General features: G+C 69.2%; 21 protein-coding genes and 2 tRNA genes. 10 read left to right on the forward strand and 13 right to left on the reverse strand.

Going from position 1 to position 22,879, the window contains the following annotated elements; genetic code table 11:
* Positions 1–65 precede the first annotated feature (65 nt).
* The 3 genes from KV106_RS06920 to KV106_RS06930 form a co-directional block, all read right to left on the reverse strand.
* On the reverse strand, positions 66–977 hold the full coding sequence (locus KV106_RS06920) for a dienelactone hydrolase family protein (protein ID WP_057589499.1): 912 nt from the start codon (positions 975–977) through the stop codon (positions 66–68).
* A 127-nt stretch (positions 978–1,104) separates the two neighbouring features.
* Positions 1,105–1,848, reverse strand: coding sequence for an aspartate/glutamate racemase family protein (locus KV106_RS06925; protein ID WP_261208184.1), 744 nt, complete (start codon positions 1,846–1,848; stop codon positions 1,105–1,107).
* 25 nt (positions 1,849–1,873) lie between these two features.
* A complete protein-coding gene (locus tag KV106_RS06930) occupies positions 1,874–2,761 on the reverse strand; it encodes a transporter substrate-binding domain-containing protein (RefSeq protein WP_261208186.1) in 888 nt (295 codons plus the stop codon).
* Between the two features lie 172 nt (positions 2,762–2,933).
* Here KV106_RS06930 and KV106_RS06935 point away from each other — a divergent pair, with 172 nt between their 5' ends.
* The 3 genes from KV106_RS06935 (at position 2,934) to KV106_RS06945 (ending at position 5,721) form a co-directional block, all read left to right on the forward strand.
* The gene (locus tag KV106_RS06935; protein ID WP_057589496.1) at positions 2,934–3,716 is read left to right on the forward strand and encodes an SGNH/GDSL hydrolase family protein; all 783 of its coding nucleotides are present in this window, start codon (positions 2,934–2,936) and stop codon (positions 3,714–3,716) included.
* Positions 3,713–4,366 (forward strand): GDSL-type esterase/lipase family protein, encoded by a 654-nt coding sequence (locus tag KV106_RS06940; RefSeq protein WP_261208189.1) that lies wholly within the window; start codon positions 3,713–3,715, stop codon positions 4,364–4,366. The genes KV106_RS06935 and KV106_RS06940 overlap by 4 nt, the downstream gene beginning before the upstream one ends.
* A gap of 134 nt (positions 4,367–4,500) precedes the next feature.
* The gene (locus KV106_RS06945) at positions 4,501–5,721 is read left to right on the forward strand and encodes a D-amino acid dehydrogenase (protein WP_261208788.1); all 1,221 of its coding nucleotides are present in this window, start codon (positions 4,501–4,503) and stop codon (positions 5,719–5,721) included.
* Positions 5,722–5,849: 128 nt separating this feature from the next.
* On the opposite strand, the gene KV106_RS06950 is transcribed toward KV106_RS06945, so the two are convergent.
* The 4 genes from KV106_RS06950 to polA form a co-directional block, all read right to left on the reverse strand.
* The gene (locus tag KV106_RS06950) at positions 5,850–6,755 is read right to left on the reverse strand and encodes a LysR family transcriptional regulator (RefSeq protein WP_261208191.1); all 906 of its coding nucleotides are present in this window, start codon (positions 6,753–6,755) and stop codon (positions 5,850–5,852) included.
* Between the two features lie 7 nt (positions 6,756–6,762).
* Positions 6,763–8,061 carry a M20/M25/M40 family metallo-hydrolase gene (locus KV106_RS06955; RefSeq protein ID WP_261208193.1) on the reverse strand — a complete coding sequence of 433 codons (1,299 nt, stop codon included), beginning with the start codon at positions 8,059–8,061 and terminating at the stop codon, positions 6,763–6,765.
* Positions 8,062–8,133: 72 nt separating this feature from the next.
* Complete coding sequence (locus tag KV106_RS06960; protein WP_261208211.1) at positions 8,134–9,234, reverse strand: Lcl C-terminal domain-containing protein; 1,101 nt, start codon at positions 9,232–9,234, stop codon at positions 8,134–8,136.
* Positions 9,231–12,053, reverse strand: a complete 2,823-nt coding sequence (polA, locus tag KV106_RS06965) for a DNA polymerase I (RefSeq protein ID WP_261208228.1) — start codon at positions 12,051–12,053, stop codon at positions 9,231–9,233. The genes KV106_RS06960 and polA overlap by 4 nt, the downstream gene beginning before the upstream one ends.
* Positions 12,054–12,160: 107 nt before the next feature.
* On the opposite strand from polA, the gene KV106_RS06970 reads away from it, so the two are divergent.
* From KV106_RS06970 to KV106_RS06980, 3 genes are read left to right on the forward strand one after another with little or no spacing between them, the layout of a single operon-like run.
* A complete protein-coding gene (locus tag KV106_RS06970) occupies positions 12,161–12,532 on the forward strand; it encodes a hypothetical protein (protein WP_057589489.1) in 372 nt (123 codons plus the stop codon).
* A 55-nt stretch (positions 12,533–12,587) separates the two neighbouring features.
* Positions 12,588–13,643 (forward strand): homoserine kinase, encoded by a 1,056-nt coding sequence (locus KV106_RS06975; RefSeq protein ID WP_261208232.1) that lies wholly within the window; start codon positions 12,588–12,590, stop codon positions 13,641–13,643.
* A 10-nt stretch (positions 13,644–13,653) separates the two neighbouring features.
* The gene (locus KV106_RS06980) at positions 13,654–14,484 is read left to right on the forward strand and encodes a BPSS1780 family membrane protein (protein WP_208508839.1); all 831 of its coding nucleotides are present in this window, start codon (positions 13,654–13,656) and stop codon (positions 14,482–14,484) included.
* A gap of 30 nt (positions 14,485–14,514) precedes the next feature.
* On the opposite strand, the gene KV106_RS06985 is transcribed toward KV106_RS06980, so the two are convergent.
* Positions 14,515–16,932 carry a UvrD-helicase domain-containing protein gene (locus KV106_RS06985; protein WP_261208244.1) on the reverse strand — a complete coding sequence of 806 codons (2,418 nt, stop codon included), beginning with the start codon at positions 16,930–16,932 and terminating at the stop codon, positions 14,515–14,517.
* A 219-nt stretch (positions 16,933–17,151) separates the two neighbouring features.
* On the opposite strand from KV106_RS06985, the gene KV106_RS06990 reads away from it, so the two are divergent.
* Positions 17,152–18,129 (forward strand): GMP reductase, encoded by a 978-nt coding sequence (locus tag KV106_RS06990; RefSeq protein ID WP_057589697.1) that lies wholly within the window; start codon positions 17,152–17,154, stop codon positions 18,127–18,129.
* A 4-nt stretch (positions 18,130–18,133) separates the two neighbouring features.
* On the opposite strand, the gene KV106_RS06995 is transcribed toward KV106_RS06990, so the two are convergent.
* The gene (locus KV106_RS06995; RefSeq protein WP_057589485.1) at positions 18,134–19,003 is read right to left on the reverse strand and encodes an alpha/beta hydrolase; all 870 of its coding nucleotides are present in this window, start codon (positions 19,001–19,003) and stop codon (positions 18,134–18,136) included.
* Positions 19,004–19,099: 96 nt separating this feature from the next.
* Here KV106_RS06995 and KV106_RS07000 point away from each other — a divergent pair.
* Positions 19,100–19,175, forward strand: a tRNA-Ala gene (locus KV106_RS07000).
* 58 nt (positions 19,176–19,233) lie between these two features.
* On the opposite strand, the gene KV106_RS07005 is transcribed toward KV106_RS07000, so the two are convergent.
* Positions 19,234–19,938: an SDR family NAD(P)-dependent oxidoreductase gene (locus KV106_RS07005; RefSeq protein ID WP_057589484.1), complete on the reverse strand. Its 705-nt coding sequence runs from the start codon at positions 19,936–19,938 to the stop codon at positions 19,234–19,236.
* A gap of 156 nt (positions 19,939–20,094) precedes the next feature.
* On the opposite strand from KV106_RS07005, the gene KV106_RS07010 reads away from it, so the two are divergent.
* Positions 20,095–20,170: transfer RNA gene (locus KV106_RS07010), tRNA-Lys, on the forward strand.
* Between the two features lie 127 nt (positions 20,171–20,297).
* Here the strand turns inward: KV106_RS07010 and KV106_RS07015 are convergent.
* Together KV106_RS07015 and KV106_RS07020 are read right to left on the reverse strand one after the other, a co-directional pair.
* Complete coding sequence (locus KV106_RS07015; protein ID WP_261208271.1) at positions 20,298–21,158, reverse strand: DUF3108 domain-containing protein; 861 nt, start codon at positions 21,156–21,158, stop codon at positions 20,298–20,300.
* 217 nt (positions 21,159–21,375) lie between these two features.
* Positions 21,376–21,789 carry a hypothetical protein gene (locus KV106_RS07020; RefSeq protein ID WP_057590602.1) on the reverse strand — a complete coding sequence of 138 codons (414 nt, stop codon included), beginning with the start codon at positions 21,787–21,789 and terminating at the stop codon, positions 21,376–21,378.
* 266 nt (positions 21,790–22,055) lie between these two features.
* Between KV106_RS07020 and KV106_RS07025 the strand changes: the two genes are divergently transcribed.
* Positions 22,056–22,232: a hypothetical protein gene (locus KV106_RS07025; RefSeq protein ID WP_172705668.1), complete on the forward strand. Its 177-nt coding sequence runs from the start codon at positions 22,056–22,058 to the stop codon at positions 22,230–22,232.
* Positions 22,233–22,293: 61 nt separating this feature from the next.
* On the opposite strand, the gene KV106_RS07030 is transcribed toward KV106_RS07025, so the two are convergent.
* Positions 22,294–22,857, reverse strand: coding sequence for an HNH endonuclease (locus KV106_RS07030; RefSeq protein WP_261208291.1), 564 nt, complete (start codon positions 22,855–22,857; stop codon positions 22,294–22,296).
* Positions 22,858–22,879 lie beyond the last annotated feature (22 nt).

Raw genomic sequence — 22,879 nt, forward strand, 5'->3', positions numbered from 1 at the left:
GGCCGCCCCTTGCGGGGACGGCCTTCGGCGGAAGCTGGCTCTCGGGTCGTCTGAACTGGATTCGCTCAGGCGACGCCGTTGGCTTTGAACCAGGCGGTGGCTCGCTGCCATCCGTCGTCGGCCGCGCTCTTGACGTAGCTGGGACGGTAGTCGGCATGGAACGCATGGCCTGCTTCGGGATACACGACGAAGCTCGACGCCTTGGCAGCCGGAGAGCCATTTGCCAGGGCCGATTTCATCTTATCAACGGTGTCAAGGGGGATGCCCTGGTCTTTTCCGCCGTACAGGCCGAGCACCGGCGCCTGCAGGCTGGCGGCGATGTCGACCGGGTGCTTCGGGGTCAGGTCGCTGGCCTGGCCGACCAGCCGGCCGTACCAGGCGACGCCGGCCTTGACCTTGCCGGTGGCGGCGTAGAGCCAGGTGATGCGACCGCCCCAGCAGAAGCCGGTGATGCCGGCCTTGGAGGTGTCGCCGCCGTTGGCCGCGGCGTACTGCAGCGCGCCGTCGAGGTCGGCCAGCACCTGGGCGTCGGGCACCTTGCTCACGATGTCGGCCTGCAGCTTGGGAATGTCGGTGTAGCCGCGCGGATCACCCTGGCGCGCATAGAGCTCGGGCGCGATGGCGAGGTAGCCGAGCTTGGCGAAGCGGCGGCAGGTGTCGGCGATGTATTCGTGCACGCCGAAGATCTCCTGCACCACCAGGATCACCGGCAGGCCGGTCTTGTTGGCCGGCGCCGCGGCATAGGCCGGCACCTCGAAGCCGTTGACCGTGTACTTGATCGGGCCGGCCTTGAGGCCGTCGGCCGGGGTGCTGATGGCGGTCTGCGCCATCACCGGCATCACGGCGGCGGCATAGCCCACGCCGATGGCGGCCTTGAGCGCGGTGCGCCGCGTCGCGCCCTGCTCGGTGCTGTCGCCGGGGCGCAGCGAATCGAAGTCGGATTGCAGGTCGGAACGGCGGTCGTCGAATTGGGGCATGAGGAGGGCTCCAGGTGAGGGATCGTCGGACAAGGGGCGTGCTGCGCGAAAAAACGCACGCCGCAATGTAGGCGATAACGGCCCGTCCTCTGAGTCCGCGGGGTTGATGCCCCCGCGCGGGAACCGCTCAGCGCGGCTCGTAGGCCCGGCGCGCCAGCGCCGCCGCCAGCACCTGCGCCGGATCGACCAGCCGCAGCCCCGCCACCGCCGGCGAGCCCGCGAGCCCCAGCGGCACCTCGGTGCAGCCCATGATGATGGTGACCGGCCCGTGGCGCTCGGCCAGCCGCAGCGCGACCTCGGAGAAGCAGCGCTCGGCCAGCGCCATGTCGCCGGCCTTCACGCCCTCGAAGATGCCGCGCGCGATGGTGCGGCGCTCGGCCTCGCTCGGCACGTGGCAGCCCAGGCCGGCCTCGGCCAGCGCCTGCTCATAGAGGCCGATGCGGTAGGTGCCCTCGGTGGCCATCAGCGCCACCTCGCCCGCGCCCTGCGCCGCGAGGTGCTGCGCGGTCTCGCGCGCCATGTGCAGCAGCTCGACCTGCGGAAAGCGCTCCTGCAGCCGCGCATGCCAGGCATGGGCGGTGTTGCAGGCGATCGCCACCGTGCGGCTGCCGAGCGCGGCCAGCCGGCCCAGCGCCTGCAGCATCGGCTCGAGCGGCTGGTGCGCGCCGTTCTCGGCGCTCGACAGCAATGCGCCGGTGCGGTCGGGCACCGGCACCTGCGCGAGCCAGTGCTCGGGGAAGGACTGGTCGCGCACCGGTTCGCCGCGCGCACGCATCTGCTGCGCGCAGGCCTGCACGAACAGGCGCACGAAGTCGGCGCCCGCGGCCGGGCCCATGCCGCCCAGGATGCCTACGACCTGCGTGGAGACCATGTCCTTGCTTCCGATCGCGGCGTGCTCAGGTCGCCGGCTTGTCGCTGAATTCCTTGAGGTTGTCCTTGAGCTGCGGGCTCATCGGCAGGTTCAGCGGCAGGTTCTTCGGCGGGATCGGCGACATGAACCACTTGGTGTAGAGCTTCTCGAACTCGCCGCTCTTCATCATGCCGATGAAGGTGTCGTCGACCAGCTTCTTGAAGGCCGGGTCGTCCTTGGGCAGCATGCAGGCGTAGGGCTCGACCTGCAGCGACTCGCCCACCACCTCGTAGTCGGCCGGGTTCTTCGAGTTGGCGATCAGGCCGAACAGCAGGATGTCGTCCATCGCGAAGGCAACGGCGCGGTCGCTCTCCACCAGCAGGAAGGCGTCGGCGTGGTCCTTGCCGAGCACGATGTTCATGTCGAGGTTCTTCTCGGTGTTGTACTTGCGCATGACCAGCGCGTTGGTGGTGCCGGTGGTGCTGGCCACGGTCTTCTTCGCGAGGTCGGCGTAGTCCTTGATCTTCGAGGACTTCTTCACCAAGAGGCGCGTGCCCGTGTAGAAGTGGTTGACCGCGAAGGACACGTCCTTGCCGCGCGCGGTGTTGTTGGTGGTGGAACCGCACTCGAGATCGACCGTGCCGTTGGTGATCAGCGGGATGCGGTTCTGCGAGGTCACGGCCATCAGCTGCACCTGCAGGTTCGGCTTGTTGAGCTTCTTCTTCACCGCCTCGACCACGGCGTTCGACATCTCGACCGCGAAGCCGATGGGCTTGTTGGGACCGTCGAGGTAGCTGAACGGTACCGACGACTCGCGGTAGGCCAGCGTGATCTTGCCGGACTCGGCGATCTTGGCCAGCGTGTCGGCGGCCTGGGCGCCGGTGGCAGCGAGCAGGACCGTGGCGGCGGCGGCCATCAATGCGGAGAGTTTCATGCGTGCCTTCTTCGAGGGAGGTTGAACAGGAGGCCCAGTGTAAGAAAGAGTGACTCAAGGCGGCAATTCCAATAGCGGCCTGGGCCATACCCAAAGGTTATGGGGAGGGAAAACCCCGCCCGTTTCCTGAAGCCGCGTTGCGGTATCGGGGCGTTCGCTCGGCAACGGGGTGATGTCCACCTCGAAGACCGACCCGAACCCGCCGCGGCCAGGCCCGCGTTCCCTCGCGCTGGCGGGCTGCGCCGCATGGCTGCTCGCGCTGGCGGCCTGCGGCGGCGGCGCCGGCAGCGGCCTGGGCCCGCCGGCGGACACCGAAGCCGCGCCGCCGATGCCCGAACCCCCGCTGGTCGCGGCCACGCCGGCCGAGCGCGCGGGCTGCTCGGTCACGCTCGAGGGCGACTCGATCCTGTACGGCGGCTTCGTGCCCGGCCCGCGCCTGCCCGAGACGCCGGCCGCGCTGCTGCATCGGCTGCGGCCCGCCTACACGGTGGTCGACAACTCGGTGCCCGCCCTCACCGCCGCGCTGCGGGCACGGCCCTTCGCCGCCGAGCGGCGCAGCACGCGCTTCGTGGTGCTGCAGCACGGCATCAACGACGCCCAGAACGCCACCGCCCTCGCGCCGCCGCTGCGGCGCATGGTCGAGCGCGTGCAGGCCGAGGGCCGCGTGCCGGTGGTGACCGGTCTCGCGCGCCAGTTCGGCGCGCGCAAGGTGCGCCGCCGCGATGCCTACGACGCCACCGCGCGCGAGGTGGCGCGTTCGCGCGGCGCGCTGTTCGCCGACTGGGGCGCGGTCGAGGGCCGGCCCGAGGACATGGCCGACTGGATCCATCCCGGCACGCCCTATTCCGCGCGGCTGGTCGAGCGGCTGGTGGCCGTGCTCGATGCCGCGGCGCCCGAGTGCGCGCAAGGGCCCCTCGCGCGCGCCGACCGAATTCTTCCCGAGCCTTCGCCATGACAAGTCCCTTCTCGCTTCCCACCTGGCGCCGCGCGGCGCTGGCCTGCGCCTGCGCGCTCGCGCTGTCCGGCTGCGGCCGCGATGCGCCGGGCGGACGCACGGCCGCCGCGCCCATGCCGCCGCCACGCCCCGACTGCTCGGTCACGCTCGAGGGCGACTCGATCATGTTCGACGGCGGCGCCGCGCTGCTGATGCGCCTGCGGCCGGCCTATGCGGTGGTCGACAACTCGGTGGCCGGCTCGACCGCCACGCTGCGTGCCACCGCCTTCCCGCGCGTGCGGCTGACCACGCGCTTCGTGGTGCTGCAGCGCGGCATCAACGACGCGATGCGCGGCTGGCAGATCGAATACCCGCTGCGCACGATGGTGGGCCTCGCGCAGGCCGAGGGCCGCGGCGTGGTGCTGACGGGCCTCACGCGCCAGGCGCCCGGCCATCCGATCGCGCTGCGCGACGCGCACGACGCGACCATGCGCCGCGTCGCCGCGGAAACCGGCGCGCTGTTCGCCGACTGGGGGTCGGTCGCGGCCGATCCGGCCGATATCCAGGCCGACGGCCTGCATCCGCGCCCGCCCTACACCGCGCGACTGATCGCGCGGCTGGTCGAGGTGCTCGACACGGCCGCGCCCGAGTGCGCGGCGCGCGGCCACTGAGTCCGGGGACGGCGGCGACAGGGGTCATGCCCTTTGGCTATGGGCCACGCCTCTTTTTGCATTTCCGCGCCGACGGCGGCACGCCTACAGTCGAGGCTCACCCCTTCCCTCTTCGTTCCCGAAAGTTGCCCCTCATGCATGTGTGCGTGCTCGGCGCCGGCATCGTGGGCCTGGCCACCGCCTGGCAACTCGAACGCCAGGGCCACCAGGTCAGCGTCGTCGATCGCGCGGCCCCCGGCGCGGGCGCGAGCGGCGGCAACGGCGCGCAGCTCAGCTACTCGTACGTGCAGCCGCTGGCCGATCCCGCGATCTGGCGGCAGCTGCCGAAGCTGCTGCTCTCGCCGACTTCGCCGCTCAAGCTGCGCCCGCAGCTCGATCCGCTGCAATGGCGCTGGGGCCTGGCCTTCCTCGCGGCCTGCAACGCGCGCACCTCGCGCGACACCACCGAAAAACTGCTGGCGCTCGCGGCCGAGAGCCGCGCCGGCTTCGAGGCCATGCAGGCCGATGCCGCACCCGACTGCGACTTCTCGGCCACCGGCAAGCTGGTGCTGTATGCGAGCGAGGCCTCGCTGGCCGGCGCGCGCGCGCAGCTCGAACTGCAGCGCACCATGGGCAGCGAACAGCGCATCGTGCGCCCCGACGAGTGCGTGGCGATCGAGCCCGCGCTCGCGGACTACGCGCGCGGCATCGCGGGCGCGGTCTACACGCCCAGCGAATGCGCGGCCGACTGCCTCAAGGTCTGCGCCGAGCTGATGCGGGTGCTGCGCGCGCGCGGCGTGCGCTTCGAGCTCGGCACCGAGGCCCGCGGCTTCGCGCAGGCCGGCGGGCGCATCGCCGCGGTACGCACGGCCGCGGGCGACATCGAGGCCGATGCCTACGTGATGGCGCTGGGCACCGCCTCGCACAAGCTCGGGCGCGCGCTCGGCGCCTACCTGCCGGTCTATCCGCTCAAGGGCTACAGCATCACGCTCGACGTCGATCCGGCGCCCGGTGCGGCGCCGACCGTGAACGTGACCGACAGCGCGCGCAAGGTGGTGTTCGCGCGCATCGGCTCGCGCCTGCGCGTGGCCGGCATGGCCGAGCTCGTGGGGCACGACGCGAGCATTCCCGCCACCCGCATCGAGACCCTGGCCGAGGCCACGCGCGCCGTGTTCCCGCGCGCGAGCCGGCTGGCCGAGCTGCATCCCTGGACCGGCATGCGTCCGGCCACGCCCACGGGCCTGCCGATCGTCGGCCGGCTCGAGGGCGCGCCCTCGAACATGCTGTTCAACACCGGCCACGGCGCGCTGGGCTTCACGCTGGCCTTCGGGTCGGCGGGACGCATCGCTGCCGCACTCGAACACGGGATCGGATAGCCGAACGCAGAAGGCAAACCAAGAAGCGCAGAAGTCGCAGAAGAAACATCCATTTTTCCGGCTGTTCCTTCAGCGACTTCTGCGAAACCTTCGCGCCCTCTGCGTTCGGCTGTCCGCTCCCGACTCCGCTAAACCCCCGCCTCCACGATCGCCTGCTGCATGCAGCGCGTGATGCCGCGCACCGCCACCGAATCGGGCCGGCCCGTGAAGCGCAGCGCGCGGATCGGCACCGGGATGTGCGGCTCGAGCATGAGCACGTCGACCTTGGCCTTGTCGGCCGAGCGCGCGGTGCAGCCGTCGACCAGCGCCACGCCCAGGCCGTGGTGCGCCATCGCCAGCGCCGCGTGGTAGGTCTGCACCGTGACCACCGCCTGCTGGAAGCCCACGCCGGCCTGGCGGCAGGCCTGGCTCAGGCTGGTGCCCACGGGGTCGCGGCTGTCGAGGCCGATCACCGGCCGCTCGGCCAGGTCGTGCAGCGCCACCGAGCCGTTGCGCACCAGCATGCGCGGCAGCATGCCCTTGGGCGCGATGCAGACCATGCGGCTGTCGGCCACCGTGTCCTGCGTGAGCGAGGGATGCACGGCCGGGCTGAACGCGAAGCCGACGTCGGCCTCCTGCAGCAGCAGCGCCGACATGATCTGCGGCGAATGCAGCGACTCCACGCTGATCGCGTAGCCCGGATGCTTCTCGCGGAAGGCCTTGAGCGCGCGCGGCAGGATCTCGTAGCTCAGCGCCAGCACGCTGAGGATGCGCAGCTCGCCGGTGTCGGCGCCCGCGCGCAGGTTGGCCGCGAGCCGCTGCACCTCGTCGAGCTGCGCGAACAGCCGCTCGATGTGCGGGTACAGCGTGAGCGCCTCGGTGGTCGGCGTAAGCCGCCCCTTGGCGCGCTGGAACAGCGGGAAGCCCAGCTGCAGCTCGGCATGCTGCAGCGTGCGGCTGACGGCCGGCTGCGTGATGTTGATGAGCCGTGCCGCCGCGCTCACGCTGCCCGTGAGCATGATGGCGTTGAAGACCTCGATGTGGCGCAGCCGCATGGCGGGATCAGCGCACGCTGGTCTTGCCGCGCGCGATGTCCATCACCATGCGCGTGGCCAGGTACAGCCGCGGCTCGATGGAATCGATCAGCACGTACTCGGCATCGGCCGAATGCGCGCCGAAGCCCTGCAGGCCGAAGCGCTCGATCACCGGCGCCTTGGTCTTGAGCGAGGCGAAGGCCGCGTCGGTGCCACCGCCGGCGGCCTTGTCGTCGGCGCCCAGCGGGCGGCCGAGCTCGTCCTTGTAGATCGCCTGCGCATGCCTGGCGAGCGCGCGCGAGGCATCGGTGGCCTCGAGCGGCGGACGGCGGCGCTCGAACTTGAGCTCGACCTTGGCCTCGGGAATCAGCTGCTTCTTCACGCGCTCGTTGACCTGCTGCTCGATGCGGTCGTAGTCGGCGACCTTGAGCACGCGCACGTCGGCGCCCGCGGTGGCCGAGGCCGGGATCACGTTGCGGTTGCTGCCCGACTTCGAGATGGTCCAGTTCATCTTGAGGCCGGTGGCCGGGTCGGACAGGTCGCGCATCTGCAGGATCTGGTGCGACAGCTCGTAGAGCGCATTCACGCCGAGCTCGGGTGCCGAACCGGCGTGCGAGGCCTTGCCGCTCACGTTGAGCGTGACCGAGGCGATGCCGGCGGTGGCCAGCGAGAGCTTGTCGTCCTTGACCGAGGCGCCCTCGAAGGAGAGCACCGCGTCGTGCTCGCCGCCCAGGCGCGTGAGCAGCGCACGCGAGCCGGGCGAGCTGATCTCCTCGTCGCCGTTGATCAGCACCGTGAGCGTGCCGTACTCCTTGAACTTGAGCGCCTGCAGCATCGCCACCGCATGGAGGATGACGGCCACGCCCTGCTTGTCGTCGGCGATGCCCAGGCCGTAGGCCTTGTCGCCCTCGACGCGGAACGGCTGCTTGTTGAGCATGCCGATGGTGTAGACCGTGTCCATGTGGGCGATCAGCATGATCTTCTTCGTGCCCGTGCCCTTGAAGCTGGCACGCACCACGCGGCCGATCTTCTCGGGCGTGTCCTCCATGCGGTAGGCCTCGGCGCTCGGGTCGATCAGCTCGACCTCGCCGCCGAGCGCCTTGAGCTTGGCGGCGATCAGGTCGGAGATCTTTTCCAGTCCCTCGAGGTCGCGGCTGCCGGACTCGATGGCCACCAGTTGCGAGAGCGAATCGAGCAGCGGCTGCTTCTGCGCGGCGGCGAGTTCGGCGATGCGCGCGTCGGGCGCGGCGGCGGCCGTGGCGGCGGCGCCGGCCAGCAGCATCGGCAGCAGTGCGCGCGCGAAGAAGCGGGAGGGGTGGAAATGCATGTTCTGGTCTCCTGACGATGATGACGGTCGAATGGCGGATTCAAGCACGGGCGCCGTCGCGATGCGACCCTCTCATTCGCGCACGAGCCGTACGCCGAGATGCATGATGCGTGCCTCGCAATAGATGGCGCCCTCGCGGCTCAGCACCCAGGCGCTGATCGATGCGCGGGCCGTCGATGTCTCGGGGCTGGAGTTGCAGACGGTGGAAGACCACTGGCCCGCGCGCAATGCCTCCTTGCCCTGCGCCGGAAAGTCCGATGGGGGCAGCTCGAAGCGATCGGCCTCTCGCCGCGCGAGGCTGTCGATTTCCTTGATGGTGGGCAGGCGCCAGCCGGCCTGCTCGCCGGCGCGCTGCAGGGCCTGCACGTAGTCGTAGCGCTTCGCACTCCAGGTGCAGCGCTTGCCGTTCCAGGTCTGCGGCTCCTCGCAGCGGCGCCACACCAGGCCGGTGTGGCGGTCCTCGACCGCGCCGCCGGGCACGCCGCGCTCGTCGGGCAGCTCGCGCCAGCGGCCGGACTTCGGCGCCTCGGGGCCGCGCACCAGGCGCACGAAGAGCGGCGGCTCGCGCGACATGTCGGGGTCGCAGTCGTAGACGAAGCCGTTCGCGAAGTTCACGCACCACGGGCTCACGGGATCGCGCATGTCGGACGTCAGGTAGATGGCCGGCACGGTGTTCGGAAACCAGCGCGCGTCGATGACCGACTGCTCGGCCAGCGGCCGGTCGGCGCGCACCTCGGGCACGCGTTCCTTGCCCAGGTCGACCAGGCCGTGCAGCTCGGCCACCGTGGGCAGGCGCCAGTCGGCGTAGCCGCACAGCCGGCTCGCGTTGACCTGCGCCACGTAGGCCATGGCGTCGGCGGGCCGGCCGTTGTCGCGCTTGCCTTCCCAGACCAGGCCCGACACGCGGTCGCGCACGCAGGCTGTTCTCGGCTGGCCCGGCACGGCCTCGTAGGCCAGCGGACCCGCGCCCTGCCGGCCGTCCTGCTTGGGAACCAGGGCCAGCGGCCCGGCGTCGGCGCAGGCCTGGGGCGTGGGCCAGCCTTCCTTCGTCAGGCCCAGGCAGGTGCGCACGCCGGTGGGCGGCACCTTGGAAAGCGCGGGCTGCGCGGCCGCGGGCACCGCGATCCATGCGGCGAGGATGGCCGCCGCGGCGAGGGCCCGCGCCAGGCTCAATGCGCCTTGTCCCAGTTCGGTCCCACGCCGATCTCGGCCAGTAGCGGCACCTTGAGATCGGCCACGCTGGCCATGATGCGCGGGATCTCGGTGCGCACCCATTCGACCTCGGCCTCCGGCACCTCGAACACCAGTTCGTCGTGCACCTGCATGATCATCTTCGTGCCGCGCTTCTCGGCGTCGAGCACGTCCTGCACCTTGACCATGCTGAGCTTGATCAGGTCGGCCGCCGTGCCCTGCATCGGCGCGTTGATGGCCGCGCGCTCGGCGCCGCCGCGGCGCGGACCGTTGGGCGAGTTGATCTCGGGCAGGTACAGGCGCCGGCCGAACACGGTCTCGACATAGCCCTGCTCCTTGGCCGAGGCCTTGGTCTCGTCCATGTAGGCCTTCACGCCCGGGTAGCGCGCGAAGTAGCGCTCGATGTAGGAGGCCGCGGCCTTGGTCTCGATGCCGAGGTTCTTCGCGAGGCCGAAGCTGCTCATGCCGTAGATCAGGCCGAAGTTGATGACCTTGGCGTAGCGGCGCTGCTCGCTCGACACCTGGTCGGGCGTGGAGCCGAACACCTCGGCCGCGGTGGCGCGGTGCACGTCGATGCCTTCGGTGAAGGCGCGCAGCAGCGATTCGTCGCCGCTGATGTGGGCCATGATGCGCAGCTCGATCTGCGAGTAGTCGGCGCTCGCGATCACGCTGCCCGCGGGCGCCACGAAGGCCTCGCGCACGCGCCGGCCTTCGGGCGTGCGGATCGGGATGTTCTGCAGGTTGGGGTCGTTGCTCGACAGGCGCCCGGTGACGGCCACGGCCTGCGCATAGTGCGTGTGCACGCGGCCGGTGCGCGGATTGGCGAGCTGGCCGAGCTTGTCGGTGTAGGTGCCCTTGAGCTTCGACAGGCCGCGGTGCTCGAGGATCTTGGCGGGCAGCGGATAGTCCTCGGCCAGCTTCTCGAGCACTTCCTCGTCGGTGCTGGGCGCGCCGCTCGGCGTTTTCTTGACCACGGGCAGGCCGAGCTTGGTGAAGAAGATCTCGCCGATCTGCTTGGGCGAACCGAGGTTGAAGGGCTGGCCCGCGATGTCGTAGGCCTCCTGCTCGAGCGCCATGATGCGCGTGCCGAGTTCGTGGCTCTGCGCGGCCAGGGTGGCGCTGTCGATCAACACGCCGTTGCGCTCGATGCGGTAGAGCGCCTCGCTCGAATCCATCTCGAGCTGGTAGATGAAGCGCAGCTTCTCGTTGGTTTCGAGCTGCGGCCACAGCGTGCCGTGCACGTCGAGCGTCTGGTCGCTGTCCTCGCACGAATACTCGGCGGCCTTGGCGATGTCGACCTGGCTGAACGGGATCTGGTGCGCGCCCTTGCCGCAGAGGTCCTCGTAGGAGATGCCGCTGCGGCCCAGGTGGCGCTCGGCCAGGCTGGCGAGGCCGTGCGGCTTGTGGACCTCGAGCACGTAGCTCTGCAGCATGGTGTCGTGCGCGTAGCCCTGCACCTCGATGCCGTGGTTGGCGAACACGTGGCGGTCGTACTTGATGTGCTGGCCGAGCTTCTTCTTCGCGCCGTTCTCGAGCCAGGGCTTGAGTTTGGCGAGCACCTCGTCGATCGGCAGCTGCGCGGGCGCGTCGGGATAGTTGTGCGTGAGCGGTATGTAGGCCGCCTCGCCGGGCTTCACGCTGAAGCTGATGCCGACGATCTGCGCCACCATCTCGTCGAGCGAGGTGGTCTCGGTGTCGATGGCCGTGAGCTCGGCGGCCTCGAGGCGCGCGAGCCAGGTGTCGAACTGCTCCCAGGTGAAGACGGTGTCGTATTGCAGGTTGCTCGCGGGCGCGGCGGCCTCGAGCGCGCCGAGCTCGGTGCTCTCGTCGAACAGGCCGCCCTGGTCGGTGCTCGCGGCGCCGCCCTTGGACTTCTGCTTCTTGATGTTCTCCTCGATCAGCTCGGGCGGCACCTCCTGCGCCTCGAGCGACTTCACCAGGCTCTTGAAGCCGAACTTCTCGTAGAAGGGCTTGAGCTCGCCGGTCTGCGGCGCACCCACGGGCAGGCCTTCGAGCGAGGGCAGGCCCTCGACGTGGCCGGCCAGGTCGCAGTCGGTGCGGATCGTGACGAGCCGGCGGCTCAGCGGCAATTGCCCGAGCGCCTTGCGCAGGTTCTCGCCGGCGGCGCCCTTGACCTCGGCCGCGCGCTCGATCAGCGCGTCGAGCGAACCGTATTCGAGCAGCCACTTGGCGGCCGTCTTGGGACCGACCTTCTCGACGCCAGGCACGTTGTCGACCGAGTCGCCCACCAGCGTCTGGTAGTCGACCATCAGGTTCGGCGGCACGCCGAACTCGGCCGTGACGCCGGCCACGTCGCGCTTCTTGCCGTTCATCGTGTCGATGATGGTGATGTGCTCGTCGACCAGCTGGCTCAGGTCCTTGTCGCCACTGGAGACGATCACCTCGACGCCCTGCGCGGCCGCCACCTTGGCGAGCGTGCCGATCACGTCGTCGGCCTCCACGTCGGGCACGCTGAGCACCGGCCAGCCCAGCAGCTTGACCACCTCGTGGATGGGGTCGATCTGGCTGCGCAGGTCGTCGGGCATCGGCGAGCGGTTGGCCTTGTACTCGGGATACCAGTCGTCGCGGAAGGTCTTGCCGGGGGCATCGAAGATGCAGGCCGCGTAGTCGGCGCGCACCTCGCGCCGCAGCGCCGTCATCATGTTGATCATGCCCCGGATCGCGCCTGTGGCCGGGCTCTTCGGATCGCCGGGCACGGCCCGCAGGTCGGGCATGGCGTGGAAGGCGCGATAGAGGTAGCTCGATCCATCGACGAGCAGCAGCGTTTTCTTGTCGGTCATCGGGGCATTTTGCCTGCCTCCATGGCCGCCCGAATGTCCTTGCGGACCACGCCGCCGCGAGGCCTGCGACGACAACCCCGGTACGGCGCGCCGCCTACAATCCGTGCATGCCCGACTCCACACTCCTGGTTGCCCGCCGCCTCCTGCTGGCGCTGGCCCTCGCCACCCCCTTCGCCGCCGTGCAAGCGCAGAACGCGCCCGCGGCCGCGCCGGCTGCAGCGGACCCTTCGCTACAGAATCAGGAGCAGCAGTCCGACGCCCGACGCAACCAGAAGATCGAGCACCTGCACACCGAGGACAGCGGCGCCTCGGTCGACGAGGTCCGCTACGGCGGCCGCACCCAGAGCATCAACGTGACGCCCAAGGCCAACATGCCCGGCTACCAGGTGCTGCCGAACGATCCGTCCGGCGCGCGTCCCAACGCGGCCGACGGCCCCGCGGGCACCTCGCCCCGGGTCTGGAACGTCATGAAGTTCTGACCGTGCGACGCATCGCAGCGGCAGCCGCATCCCAACCGCGCTGAGGGCGCTTTCCATGGCAGTCTTTACCGAAGTCGAATTCGGCGAGGCCGACGCGCTCGTGCAGCGCCTCGGCCTGGGCCCCCTGCGCGAACTGCGCGGCATCGAGGGCGGCATCGAGAACACCAACTACTTCGCCACCACCGAGTCGGGCGAGTACGTTCTCACGCTGTTCGAGCGCCTGAGCGCCGAGCAGCTCCCCTACTACCTTTGCCTGATGAAGCACCTGGCCGCGCGCGGCCTGCCGGTGCCCGAGCCGGTGGCCGATCCGGCCGTGCAGCCGATAGCCGCCCAGGACGCGCATCCGTTGTCGGTGCCGGCCAACGCGCCCTGCGAGCTGCTGCTCGAGGTGGCGGGCAAGCCGGCCGCGCTGGTGCGCAAGCTCGCGGGCCGCAGCGAGCTCGCGCCGGGCCCCGCGCACTGCGCCGAACTCGGCGCGCTGCTGGCGCGCATGCATCTGGCGGGACGCGACTTCCCGCGCATCCAGCCCAACCTGCGCGGCCTGCCCTGGTGGAACGACACCGTGCCGGTGGTGCTGCCCCACATCGACGAGGCCCAGTCGGCGCTGCTGCGCGGCGAACTGGCCTACCAGAACCACGTGGCCGAGTCCTCGGCCTATGCGGCCCTGCCGCGCGGGCCGGTGCATGCCGACCTGTTCCGCGACAACGCGATGTTCGAGACCGGCCATGAGGAAGGTGCCGCCCCGCGCCTGACCGGCGTGTTCGACTTCTACTTCGCGGGCACCGACACCTGGCTGTTCGACCTCGCCGTGTGCCTCAACGACTGGGCCATCGACCTGCCGAGCGGCCGCCACGACGAGGAGCGTGCCGACGCGCTGCTCGCCGCCTACGAGTGCGTGCGCCCGCTCAACGCCTCGGAACGCGCGCTGCTGCCCGCCATGCTGCGCGCCGCGGCGCTGCGCTTTTGGATCTCCCGCCTCTGGGACTTCCACCTGCCGCGCGAGGCCAGCATGCTCAAGCCCCACGACCCGACGCACTTCGAGCGCGTGCTGCGCGAGCGCGTGCGGCACCCGCACGTCATGGCCCGCGCCCTCGAGCCCGTGGCCGCCTGACCCGTACCCCATGAAACTCCACCTCGTGCCGGCCAAGACCGGCGCCCAATGGGTCCGCCTCGGACTCAAGACCTTCTGGCGGCAGCCGCTGGCCTTCGTGTCGCTGTTCTTCCTGCTGATGGCGCTGATCTCGACGCTGTCGGTGGTGCCGCTGCTGGGCAGCGTGCTGGCGCCGGTGCTGCTGCCGTTCATGACGCTGGGGCTGATGGTCGCCACCGCGGTGGCCTATGACGACGAGCAGGCCGGCAACGACGGCGTGGCCGGCACGCGCCGGCCCACCGGCTCGGCGATGTTCGTCGAGGTCTTCGCCGCGCTGCGCGCCGAATGGCGCCCGCTGGTGGTGCTGGGCCTGATCTCGGCCGTGTACTTCGTGCTCGCGGTGCTGGCCACCGCGCTGGTCGACGGCGGCCAGCTCGCGCGTGCCTACCTGCTCGACGAGGCGCTGTCGCCCGAGGTGCTGGCCAGCAGCGAGTTCCAGGTCGCGCGCATGGTCCACCTGTGCCTGAACCTGCCGCTGTCGCTCGCGATGTGGCATGCGCCCGCGCTGGTGCACTGGCACCGCGTGGAGCCGGTGAAGAGCATCTTCTTCAGCATCGTGGCGCTGTTCCGCAACTTCGGCGCCTATGCGCTGTTCGGCATCGCCTGGTTCGGCGTGTTCCTGCTGGCCGGCATCGCGGTCGGCCTGATCGCCACCGTGCTGGTGGGCGTCGGCGCCGTGGGCGCGGGCTCGGGCGCCACCGCGATCGGCACCGTGCTGATCGTGGGCACGGCGCTGGTGCTGGCGGCGATGTCGCTGGCCTCGACCTGGTTCACCTTCCGCGACAGCTTCGACCCGAACTGAGCCGGGCGGCCCCGCGGGCCGCGCCCCGGCTCAGACCGGCGTGAGCTTGGCCACCGACAGCGCCAGCCACTTCACGCCGTGGCGCGTGAACTTGACCTGCGCTCGCGCATCGTCGCCGCTGCCCTCGAGCGCGGTCACCGTGCCTTCGCCGAACTTGTTGTGGAACACCTGCATGCCCGAGCGCAGGCCGTGCGAGGGCGCGGCCTTCTGGGGCGGCACGGGCGGGCTCGCGAAGGTCTCCTTGCCGGCGCCGCCACCGTAGGACTTGCCGCTGTATCCGCCGCCACCCGCGCCGCGCGTGCTGCCATAGCCGTTGCCATAGCCGAAGGCCGAGTTGCCGAAGGCCTGGTTCTTGGGCGTGAGCCACTTGAGCGCGCCCTCGGGCAGCTCGTCGAAGAAGCGGCTCTTGACGTTGTAGCGGGTCTGGCCGTGCAGCATGCGGGTCTGCGAATGGCTCAGGTACAGCCGCTTGCGCGCGCGCGTGATCGCCACGTACATCAGGCGGCGCTCCTCCTCGAGGCTCTCGTAGTCGCTCATCGAGTTCTCGTGCGGGAACAGGCCCTCTTCCATGCCGGTGATGAACACGCAGTCGAACTCGAGACCCTTGGCGGCATGCACCGTCATCAGCTGCACCGCGTCCTGGCCGGCCTGGGCCTGGTTGTCGCCCGATTCGAGCGCCGCGTGCGTGAGGAAGGCCGCGAGCGGGCTCAGCGTTTCGCCGGTTTCGGCGTCGGGCGCCAGCGGCTCGTCGAGCAGCGGCCGGCCCGGGTCGATGCCCTGGCTCGCGGGCGACTGGCGCAGCTCGTCGACCGGCAGCGCCACCGCGTCGCGGCCGAAGCCTTCCTGCGTGACGAAGCTCTCGGCCGCGTTCACCAGTTCCTCCAGGTTCTCGATGCGGTCGGCGCCTTCGCGGTCGGCCCGGTAGTGCTCGACCAGGCCGCTGTGATCGAGCACCAGCTCGATGATCTCGCGCAGGCTCGCGCCCTGCGTCTGTTCGCGCAGCACGTCGATCTTGGCGACGAAGGCCGTGAGGTTCGAGCCGGCCTTGCCGCCGACCGCGTGCACGGCGTCGTGCAGCGAGCGGCCCGCGGCGCGCGCGGCGTCCTGCAGTTGCTCGAGCGTGCGCGCGCCGATGCCGCGCGGCGGGAAGTTGACGACGCGCAGGAAGCTGGTGTCGTCGTCCTTGTTCTCGAGCAGGCGCAGGTAGGCCAGCGCATGCTTGATTTCGGCGCGCTCGAAGAAGCGCAGGCCGCCGTACACGCGGTACGGCACCGAGGCATTGAACAGCGCGGTTTCGATCACCCGGCTCTGCGCGTTGCTGCGGTAGAGCACGGCCATCTCCTTGCGGTCGACGCCGTCGCGCACCAGCTGGCGCATCTCCTCGACCATCCACTGCGCCTCGGCGAGGTCGCTCGAGGACTCGTAGACGCGCACCGGCTCGCCGGGGCCTTGATCGGTGCGCAGGTTCTTGCCCAGGCGCTTCTTGTTGTGGCTGATGAGCTCGTTGGCCGAGTCGAGGATGTTGCTGTAGCTGCGGTAGTTCTGCTCCAGCTTGATCTGGTGGCGCACGTCGAACTCGCGCACGAAGTCGGCCATGTTGCCCACGCGCGCGCCGCGGAAGGCATAGATGCTCTGGTCGTCGTCGCCCACCGCGACCACGCTGTTGTCGCCGGGTACGAACTGGCCCGCGACGGTGTTGCCCGCGAGCATCTTGATCCAGGCGTACTGCAGCCGGTTGGTGTCCTGGAACTCGTCGATCAGGATGTGGCGAAAGCGCCGCTGGTAGTGCTCGCGCACCGGTTCGTTGTCGCGCAGCAGCTCGTAGCTGCGCAGCATCAGCTCGCCGAAGTCGACCACGCCCTCGCGCTGGCACTGCTCCTCGTAGAGACGGTAGAGCTCGACCTTCTTGCGGTCGTCCTCGCTGCGGATCTCGACCGCGTCGGGGCGCAGGCCGTCTTCCTTGGCGCCCGCGATGAACCATTGCGTCTGCTTGGCCGGGAAGCGCTCGTCGTCGACGTTGAACTGCTTCATCAGCCGCTTGATGGCCGAGAGTTGGTCCTGCGTGTCGAGGATCTGGAAGGTCGACGGCAGGTTGGCCAGCTTCCAGTGCGCGCGCAGGAAGCGGTTGCACAGGCCGTGGAAGGTACCGATCCACATGCCGCGCACGTTGACCGGCAGCATCGCCGTGAGCCGCGTCATCATCTCCTTGGCGGCCTTGTTGGTGAAGGTCACGGCCAGGATGCCGCCGGCGGACACCTGGCGCGTCTGCAGCAGCCAGGCGATGCGGGTGGTGAGCACGCGGGTCTTGCCCGAGCCGGCGCCCGCGAGGATCAGCGCGTTGCCGGCCGGCAGCGTGACCGCTGCGAGCTGCTCGGCGTTGAGGTTGTGCAGCAGCGGCAGGTCGACCGGCGGCGGGGTGCGGTCATCGGCCGCGAATTCTTCGAACATCCGTCGATTGTAGAAACCACGGCGTATGCGGGTTATATGAAGTTCCGGAAGACCTCCCCACGGGAGGCTGCGTAGAATCAATCACCGGGCCCAAGTTTTTGTGCCCGGTTTTTTGTGCGCGTCGCCCGCCCCCGCAGGGGCTTTCGCAGCGACGCCGCCGAAGCCGGCCAGACCAAGCGCTCACTCGTTTTCAACGACTTCCTCCAGGAGCTTGGTTTCATGCAAATCTTCGATTACGACAACATCCTGCTGCTGCCGCGCAAGTGCCGCGTGGAGAGCCGCTCCGAGTGCGACACCAGCGTCACGCTCGGCGGCCGTACCTTCCGCCTGCCGGTGGTGCCCGCCAATATGAAGACGGTGGTGGACGAGTCCATCTGCCTGTGGCTGGCGCAGAACGGCTACTTCTACGTCATGCACCGCTTCGACCTCGACAACGTCGCGCTCGTCAAGCGCATGCAGGGCCATGGCGTGTTCGCCTCGATCTCGCTGGGCGTGAAGAAGGCCGACTACGACACGGTCGACCAGCTCGTCGCGCAGGGCCTGGTGCCCGAGTACGTGACGATCGACATCGCGCACGGCCATGCCGACAGCGTGAAGAACATGATCGGCTACCTCAAGCAGAAGCTGCCCGCGACCTTCGTGATCGCCGGCAACGTCGGCACGCCCGAGGCGGTGATCGACCTCGAGAACTGGGGCGCGGACGCGACCAAGGTCGGCATCGGCCCGGGCAAGGTCTGCATCACCAAGCTCAAGACCGGCTTCGGCACCGGCGGCTGGCAGCTCAGCGCGCTCAAGTGGTGCTCGCGCGTGGCGACCAAGCCGATCATTGCCGACGGCGGCATCCGCGACCACGGCGACATCGCCAAGAGCGTGCGTTTCGGCGCCTCGATGGTGATGATCGGCTCGCTGTTCGCGGGCCACGAGGAATCGCCGGGCCAGACCGTCGAGGTCGACGGCGCGCTGTTCAAGGAGTACTACGGCTCGGCCAGCGACTTCAACAAGGGCGAGTACAAGCACGTCGAGGGCAAGCGCATCCTCGAGCCCATCAAGGGCAAGCTGGCCGACACGCTGGTCGAGATGGAGCAGGACGTGCAGAGCTCGATCAGCTACGCGGGCGGCCGCACGCTGATGGACATCCGCAAGGTCAACTACGTCACCTTGGGCGGCGACAACGCAGGCGAACACCTGCTGATGTAGGCCTTCAGGACTCGAGCAGCTGCACCGCGAGCCGGTGCAGCCGGTGCGAGGAATCGGCCAGCGCGTCGACCACGCCGAAGTGGTCGAGGCCCGGCAGTAGCTCGCACACCGGCACCGCCCGCGAGCCCCAGGCCTCGCGGATCATCGCGTTGTGGCGGATGAACTCCTCGCTCTCGTTGCCGCCCGCCACCGCGTAGAGCAGCCCGCGCTTCGGCGCCGGCCAGTACGCGGGGCTCGCGCGGCGCACGTCCTCGTCGCTGAGCCGCAGCACCTGCTCGAGGAAGGGCGTGCGCTGCAGCGGCGCGAGGTCGTACAGGCCCGAGATCGACAGCGCATTGCGCACCAGGTGCTCGGGCAGGTCCGGCGCCACGGCCTTCCAGTCGCAGGCCAGCAGCGCCGCCGCCATGTGGCCGCCGGCCGAATGCCCGGCCACCGTGATCCGCGCGGGATCGCCACCATGCGCCGCGATGTGGCGCCAGGTCCATGCGAGCGCGCGCACCATCTGCAGCACGATGCCCGGCACCGTCACCGGTTGCTCGGGCGTGCCGGGGCACAGCGCGTAGTTGGGCTGCACCACGCAGACGCCGCGGTCGTTGAAGGCGGGCGCGATGAAGGAATGGTCCTTCTTGTCCATCGCGCGCCAGTAGCCGCCGTGGATGAAGACCAGCACGGGCGCGTCGGGCACGGGCGCCGGGAACACGTCGAGCGTTTCGTTGACGCCCTCGCCGTAGCGCAGGTCGATCCGGCTCGGCAGCGCATCGCGCGCCGCGGCGGATTCGCGCGCCCAGCGCGCGAAGTACGCCGGGTGTTCCTTCACCCGCGCGAGGTTGTTGTACATGCCTTCGAGCCAGGCGGGGTCGCGCGAGGGGGTCATGGGGTTGCCGGGGTCCGGTGCCGTTTCTGGGAGGCGCGCATCTTGGCATGCGGCGAGCACGCTGCCGCGAGTTCCGGCTAAAATTCGCCTCGCGTTGGGGGGGTAGCTCAGCTGGGAGAGCGCCGCGTTCGCAATGCGGAGGTCGGGAGTTCGATCCTCCTCCTCTCCACCAACCGACAAAAAAGGGCCTTGGCATCCGCCAAGGCCCTTTTGCTTTGGTGCATCGCGTATCAGTCGAGCGCGAGGTGCTGGCCGTGCAGCGCCGCCGCGCCGGGCGACGCGAGAAAGCCGATGGTCTGCGCGGCGACCGCGGTCGACACCCATTCGGCCGGGTTCGCATCGGGCATCGCCTGCCGGTTGGCCGGCGTGTCGAGCACGCTGGGCGCCACGCTGTTGATGTTGACGCCATGCGGCGCCGCCTCGGCCGCCATCGCCTCGACCAGCCGCTGCAGCGCGCTCTTCGACGCGATGTACGACGCCATCGCGGGCAGGCCGCGCGCCGCGACCTTCGCCGTCACCGCGACGATGCGGCCGGCGCGGCGTTCGATCATCGAGGGCAGCAGCGCCTGCGTCACGGCCACGAAGGACCAGGCGTTGAGGTTCATCATCCGGTCCCAGCTCTCGCGCGTGAGCGCGTGCGTCGCCTCGCCCATCTCGAAGCCGCCGGCGATGTGCACCAGCGCATCGACGCGGCCGAAGGCCTTGAGGATCTGCTCGGACAGGCCGGCCATCGAGGCGGCAGAGGTCACGTCGCCGGCCAGCAGCAGGTGCTGCGAGTTGTCGAGGCCCGGGAACACTTCGGACAGGCGCCCGGCGTGGTGGTCGATCAGCGCGGCGCGCGCGCCCTGTGCGAGGAAGTGTTGTGCAACGGCGCGCCCGAGTGCGCCCGCGGCACCGGTGATCACGACATGCGGCGCGGTGTTGGCATCGCTCATGGAAGTTCTCCTGAATGGGAAAGAGAGGGGGCGAACCCCCTTCGTCGGTGCCGAATGCTAATCCGCCACACACGCCGCATACAAAAATTTTGAGAACAACGAATTTCTACGCTATACTCGCAGACTTGCCTGAAAACGAATATGTTTTCAACGCAAGGGCTCTTAGCTCAGTTGGTAGAGCAGCGGACTCTTAATCCGTAGGTCGAGTGTTCGAGTCACTCAGGGCCCACCACCAACACTGAAAACGGCCGAAATCCTTCTGGGTTTCGGCCGTTTTTCTTTGTGCGTCCGCACTGCTTGCCTTGGCGCGGGTGGCAGGCCCGCCGGACCTGCCACGATCGATGCTCAATCCACCGGCGTTACTTGGACGAGTAGGTCATCTTGGTCGCGACCATCGGCGACTTCGGATCGACACCCTTGAGCAACTGGCCGCGATAAGGTCCTTCGGCCGCCAGCCAGAACTCCTTGGTGGCCGATGGGCCGACCAGCGAACCCAGCGTCAGCTTCAGCGTGAACTTGCAGGTGCTGAACGTGCCCAGCGGCGTCTCCAGCTTTTCGCGACCGCTGTAGCTGAGCTCGCCCTTCGCGGGCAGCGTACGCGTCGAGACGACGCTGCCGTTGGAGGTCTCGGTCTTGGTCACGGAAGACTCCTTGCTCACGACCTGCCCGGGCTTCATGTCGATCGGGAACGAGAACGGCGGTTCGAACACCTGCGATGCGTAGCCTGTGTACTCCCGGGGCACGATGGCGGGAAGCTTCATGTCGTCGGCGAACTTGTCATCGATCTTGCTGTGGTACGAGGTCGACTTTCCATAGAGGAAGAGATTGCCGCCGACCAGGTCCTTGTATTCCTTCTTGACGATGCGCTGCTCGAAGGCTGGATAGGAACTGACCTCCGTGCCGACGTTGAAGGCCACCGGCGTGGCACCGGCGAAGGCCTCGCGCCCTTCGGTCACGCTCTTCCTGCGGAAGGAGTCGGTCTCGGGATCCTTGCCTGGCACGACCGCCTCGAAGTCGAGCAGAGTGCCTTCGCGGAAATCGGCTTCGTTGAAGCAAGGCGCGGAACTCTCGGCCTGCGGGTCCGGTGCGGGCGCCGGTGCCGGCGCGGGTGCCGACGCGATGGGCAGCAACGGGAAGCCTCCCCCGCCTCCCCCGCCGCCGCCACAGGCCGAAATTGCCGCAGCCGCGGCTGCGATGGAAAGCAGGCGCGCGCGCGGCATCCTGCTGAAATCTGCGCTTCTCATGACTTCTCCCTTGTGTGACAACAACCGACAAAGAAACTTGCAGTTGTCACGGAAGAATACGTTTGCCCCTCGCGGGGGCACACCTCCTTACGGAGGAATAAGTCACGTGGTCCGAATCAAGGTGCTGAACGATCGTGAACCACGTCGCAGCGATTCGGCGTCGTCACACAGCACGCGCATTCGCGTGAAGGCCTCAACCCGCAGACCGCCGCTCCAGCCAGTCGGAGGCATAGGCCGCCAGCAACGCCTGCCTGTCGACCACCTCGGCCTCCAGGTACTGCCGCGCATGCGCCTGCGCGACCTCGCTCGCGAGAAACCAGCGCTCGCGCTCGCCGCTGCCCAGGGGTGGCGGCGTGCCCCAGGTGGCGCCGTCCTCGCCGCGGAAGGCCTCGGTGATGGGCAGCCGCCCGCCCGTCATGCCGATCTCCGACAGCATGCTGCGCGGACCGTCGAGCGCGATGCGCACGCGCACGTCGTCGCCATTGACCTCGACGATCGCGCCGAGTCCACCCTTCTGATGCACACGCCACAGCTGCGCCGGCGAGGCACTGCGGATCCAGTTCTGCATCGCGGCCTTCAGGGCCTTGAGGATGATTTCCTTGTCCATTTCCACACTATTTCACATTTTTGAATGACGGCTGCATCGCCGCCCCTGGCCACGCAGTGGCGGGTCGCGTGCCCCATGGCATCTTGCTGTTGCTGTCACACAGCGCCCCATAACAATGACCACAGGGACCAGAAACCGAAGCCAGAAAAGCTCGTTGCCACACCCGCCTCGGCGGGTATTTTTTTGCCCGCGCACGCGCCCATGAAACGCCGTCCGATGAGCCGCCACGCGGGTGGCTTTTCGGGCCTACGCTATATTTCCGCCCCATGGAAAAGGCTTCCGACATCGGCAAACCCACCGTGCCCATCGATCTGATCGGGCCGGAACACTGGCACCGCTCCAGGCGCCGCAACGGGCGCACCGCCAGGGTCCTCTTCGCGATCGTCGGCGGCCTCGCGGCGGCCGGTGCGATTGCCTACCGCTACTTCGGACTCGGCCGCTGAACACACCCATGAAAAAGGCCCGCCGTGCGCGAGGACGGCGGGCCTTTGCGTTGGCACCGGTTCATTGCAGCCGCGATCCCTTCGGCAGCCGCCTGGCCAGCCACTCGTGCACGTCGGCGCGGATGTGGCGGCCCTCGAGCAGGAAGTTCTCGAAGCGGCTCGGCACGTACGGCAGGTACACGAGCGGCATGCCGGCCTCCTCGGGCGTGCGCGCGGCCTTGCGGCCGTTGCACGCGGCACAGGCTGTCACGAGGTTGGCCCAGCTCCAGGCACCGCCACGCGATGCCGGCAGCACGTGCTCGCACTGCAGCACCTGCTCCGCGAACACGCCCGCGCAGTAGGCGCAGGTACGGCGGTCGCGGCGCAGCAGCTTGCGCTTGGTGAGGCCGGGCACGACATCGAAGAGGTTGATCTTCGAGGCCCCGCGCAGCGCGATGATCGGCGCGACCTCGATGCGCGATTGCACGCCGCGCGCCACGTTGAAGCCGCCGCGCATGGTGGCCAGCGGCGTGTCGCCGTCTTCCCAGGCCACGTCGTCGCAGGCGTAGTGCAGCACCGCCTGCTCCAGCGAGACCCAGGCTTGCGGCGTGCCCTGGATGTCGAGTTGCAGGACGTGTGAATGCATGGCTCGCCTCCTTTCGCGGCGA

This window comes from Variovorax endophyticus (assembly GCF_025376855.1).
Lineage (GTDB): Bacteria > Pseudomonadota > Gammaproteobacteria > Burkholderiales > Burkholderiaceae_C > Variovorax.

Coding starts and splice junctions, on each gene's coding strand:
- KV106_RS06945 (WP_261208788.1), top strand. CDS start 4,501: ATGCATGTGTGCGTGCTCGGCGCCGGCATCGTGGGCCTGGCCACCGCC.
- KV106_RS06950 (WP_261208191.1), bottom strand. CDS start 6,755: ATGCGGCTGCGCCACATCGAGGTCTTCAACGCCATCATGCTCACGGGC.
- KV106_RS06920 (WP_057589499.1), bottom strand. CDS start 977: ATGCCCCAATTCGACGACCGCCGTTCCGACCTGCAATCCGACTTCGAT.
- KV106_RS06930 (WP_261208186.1), bottom strand. CDS start 2,761: ATGAAACTCTCCGCATTGATGGCCGCCGCCGCCACGGTCCTGCTCGCT.
- KV106_RS06995 (WP_057589485.1), bottom strand. CDS start 19,003: ATGACCCCCTCGCGCGACCCCGCCTGGCTCGAAGGCATGTACAACAAC.
- KV106_RS06925 (WP_261208184.1), bottom strand. CDS start 1,848: ATGGTCTCCACGCAGGTCGTAGGCATCCTGGGCGGCATGGGCCCGGCC.
- KV106_RS06970 (WP_057589489.1), top strand. CDS start 12,161: ATGCCCGACTCCACACTCCTGGTTGCCCGCCGCCTCCTGCTGGCGCTG.
- KV106_RS07025 (WP_172705668.1), top strand. CDS start 22,056: ATGGAAAAGGCTTCCGACATCGGCAAACCCACCGTGCCCATCGATCTG.
- KV106_RS07005 (WP_057589484.1), bottom strand. CDS start 19,938: ATGAGCGATGCCAACACCGCGCCGCATGTCGTGATCACCGGTGCCGCG.
- KV106_RS06935 (WP_057589496.1), top strand. CDS start 2,934: ATGTCCACCTCGAAGACCGACCCGAACCCGCCGCGGCCAGGCCCGCGT.
- polA (WP_261208228.1), bottom strand. CDS start 12,053: ATGACCGACAAGAAAACGCTGCTGCTCGTCGATGGATCGAGCTACCTC.
- KV106_RS06940 (WP_261208189.1), top strand. CDS start 3,713: ATGACAAGTCCCTTCTCGCTTCCCACCTGGCGCCGCGCGGCGCTGGCC.
- KV106_RS06990 (WP_057589697.1), top strand. CDS start 17,152: ATGCAAATCTTCGATTACGACAACATCCTGCTGCTGCCGCGCAAGTGC.
- KV106_RS07020 (WP_057590602.1), bottom strand. CDS start 21,789: ATGGACAAGGAAATCATCCTCAAGGCCCTGAAGGCCGCGATGCAGAAC.
- KV106_RS06980 (WP_208508839.1), top strand. CDS start 13,654: ATGAAACTCCACCTCGTGCCGGCCAAGACCGGCGCCCAATGGGTCCGC.
- KV106_RS06985 (WP_261208244.1), bottom strand. CDS start 16,932: ATGTTCGAAGAATTCGCGGCCGATGACCGCACCCCGCCGCCGGTCGAC.
- KV106_RS06955 (WP_261208193.1), bottom strand. CDS start 8,061: ATGCATTTCCACCCCTCCCGCTTCTTCGCGCGCGCACTGCTGCCGATG.
- KV106_RS07015 (WP_261208271.1), bottom strand. CDS start 21,158: ATGCCGCGCGCGCGCCTGCTTTCCATCGCAGCCGCGGCTGCGGCAATT.
- KV106_RS06975 (WP_261208232.1), top strand. CDS start 12,588: ATGGCAGTCTTTACCGAAGTCGAATTCGGCGAGGCCGACGCGCTCGTG.
- KV106_RS07030 (WP_261208291.1), bottom strand. CDS start 22,857: ATGCATTCACACGTCCTGCAACTCGACATCCAGGGCACGCCGCAAGCC.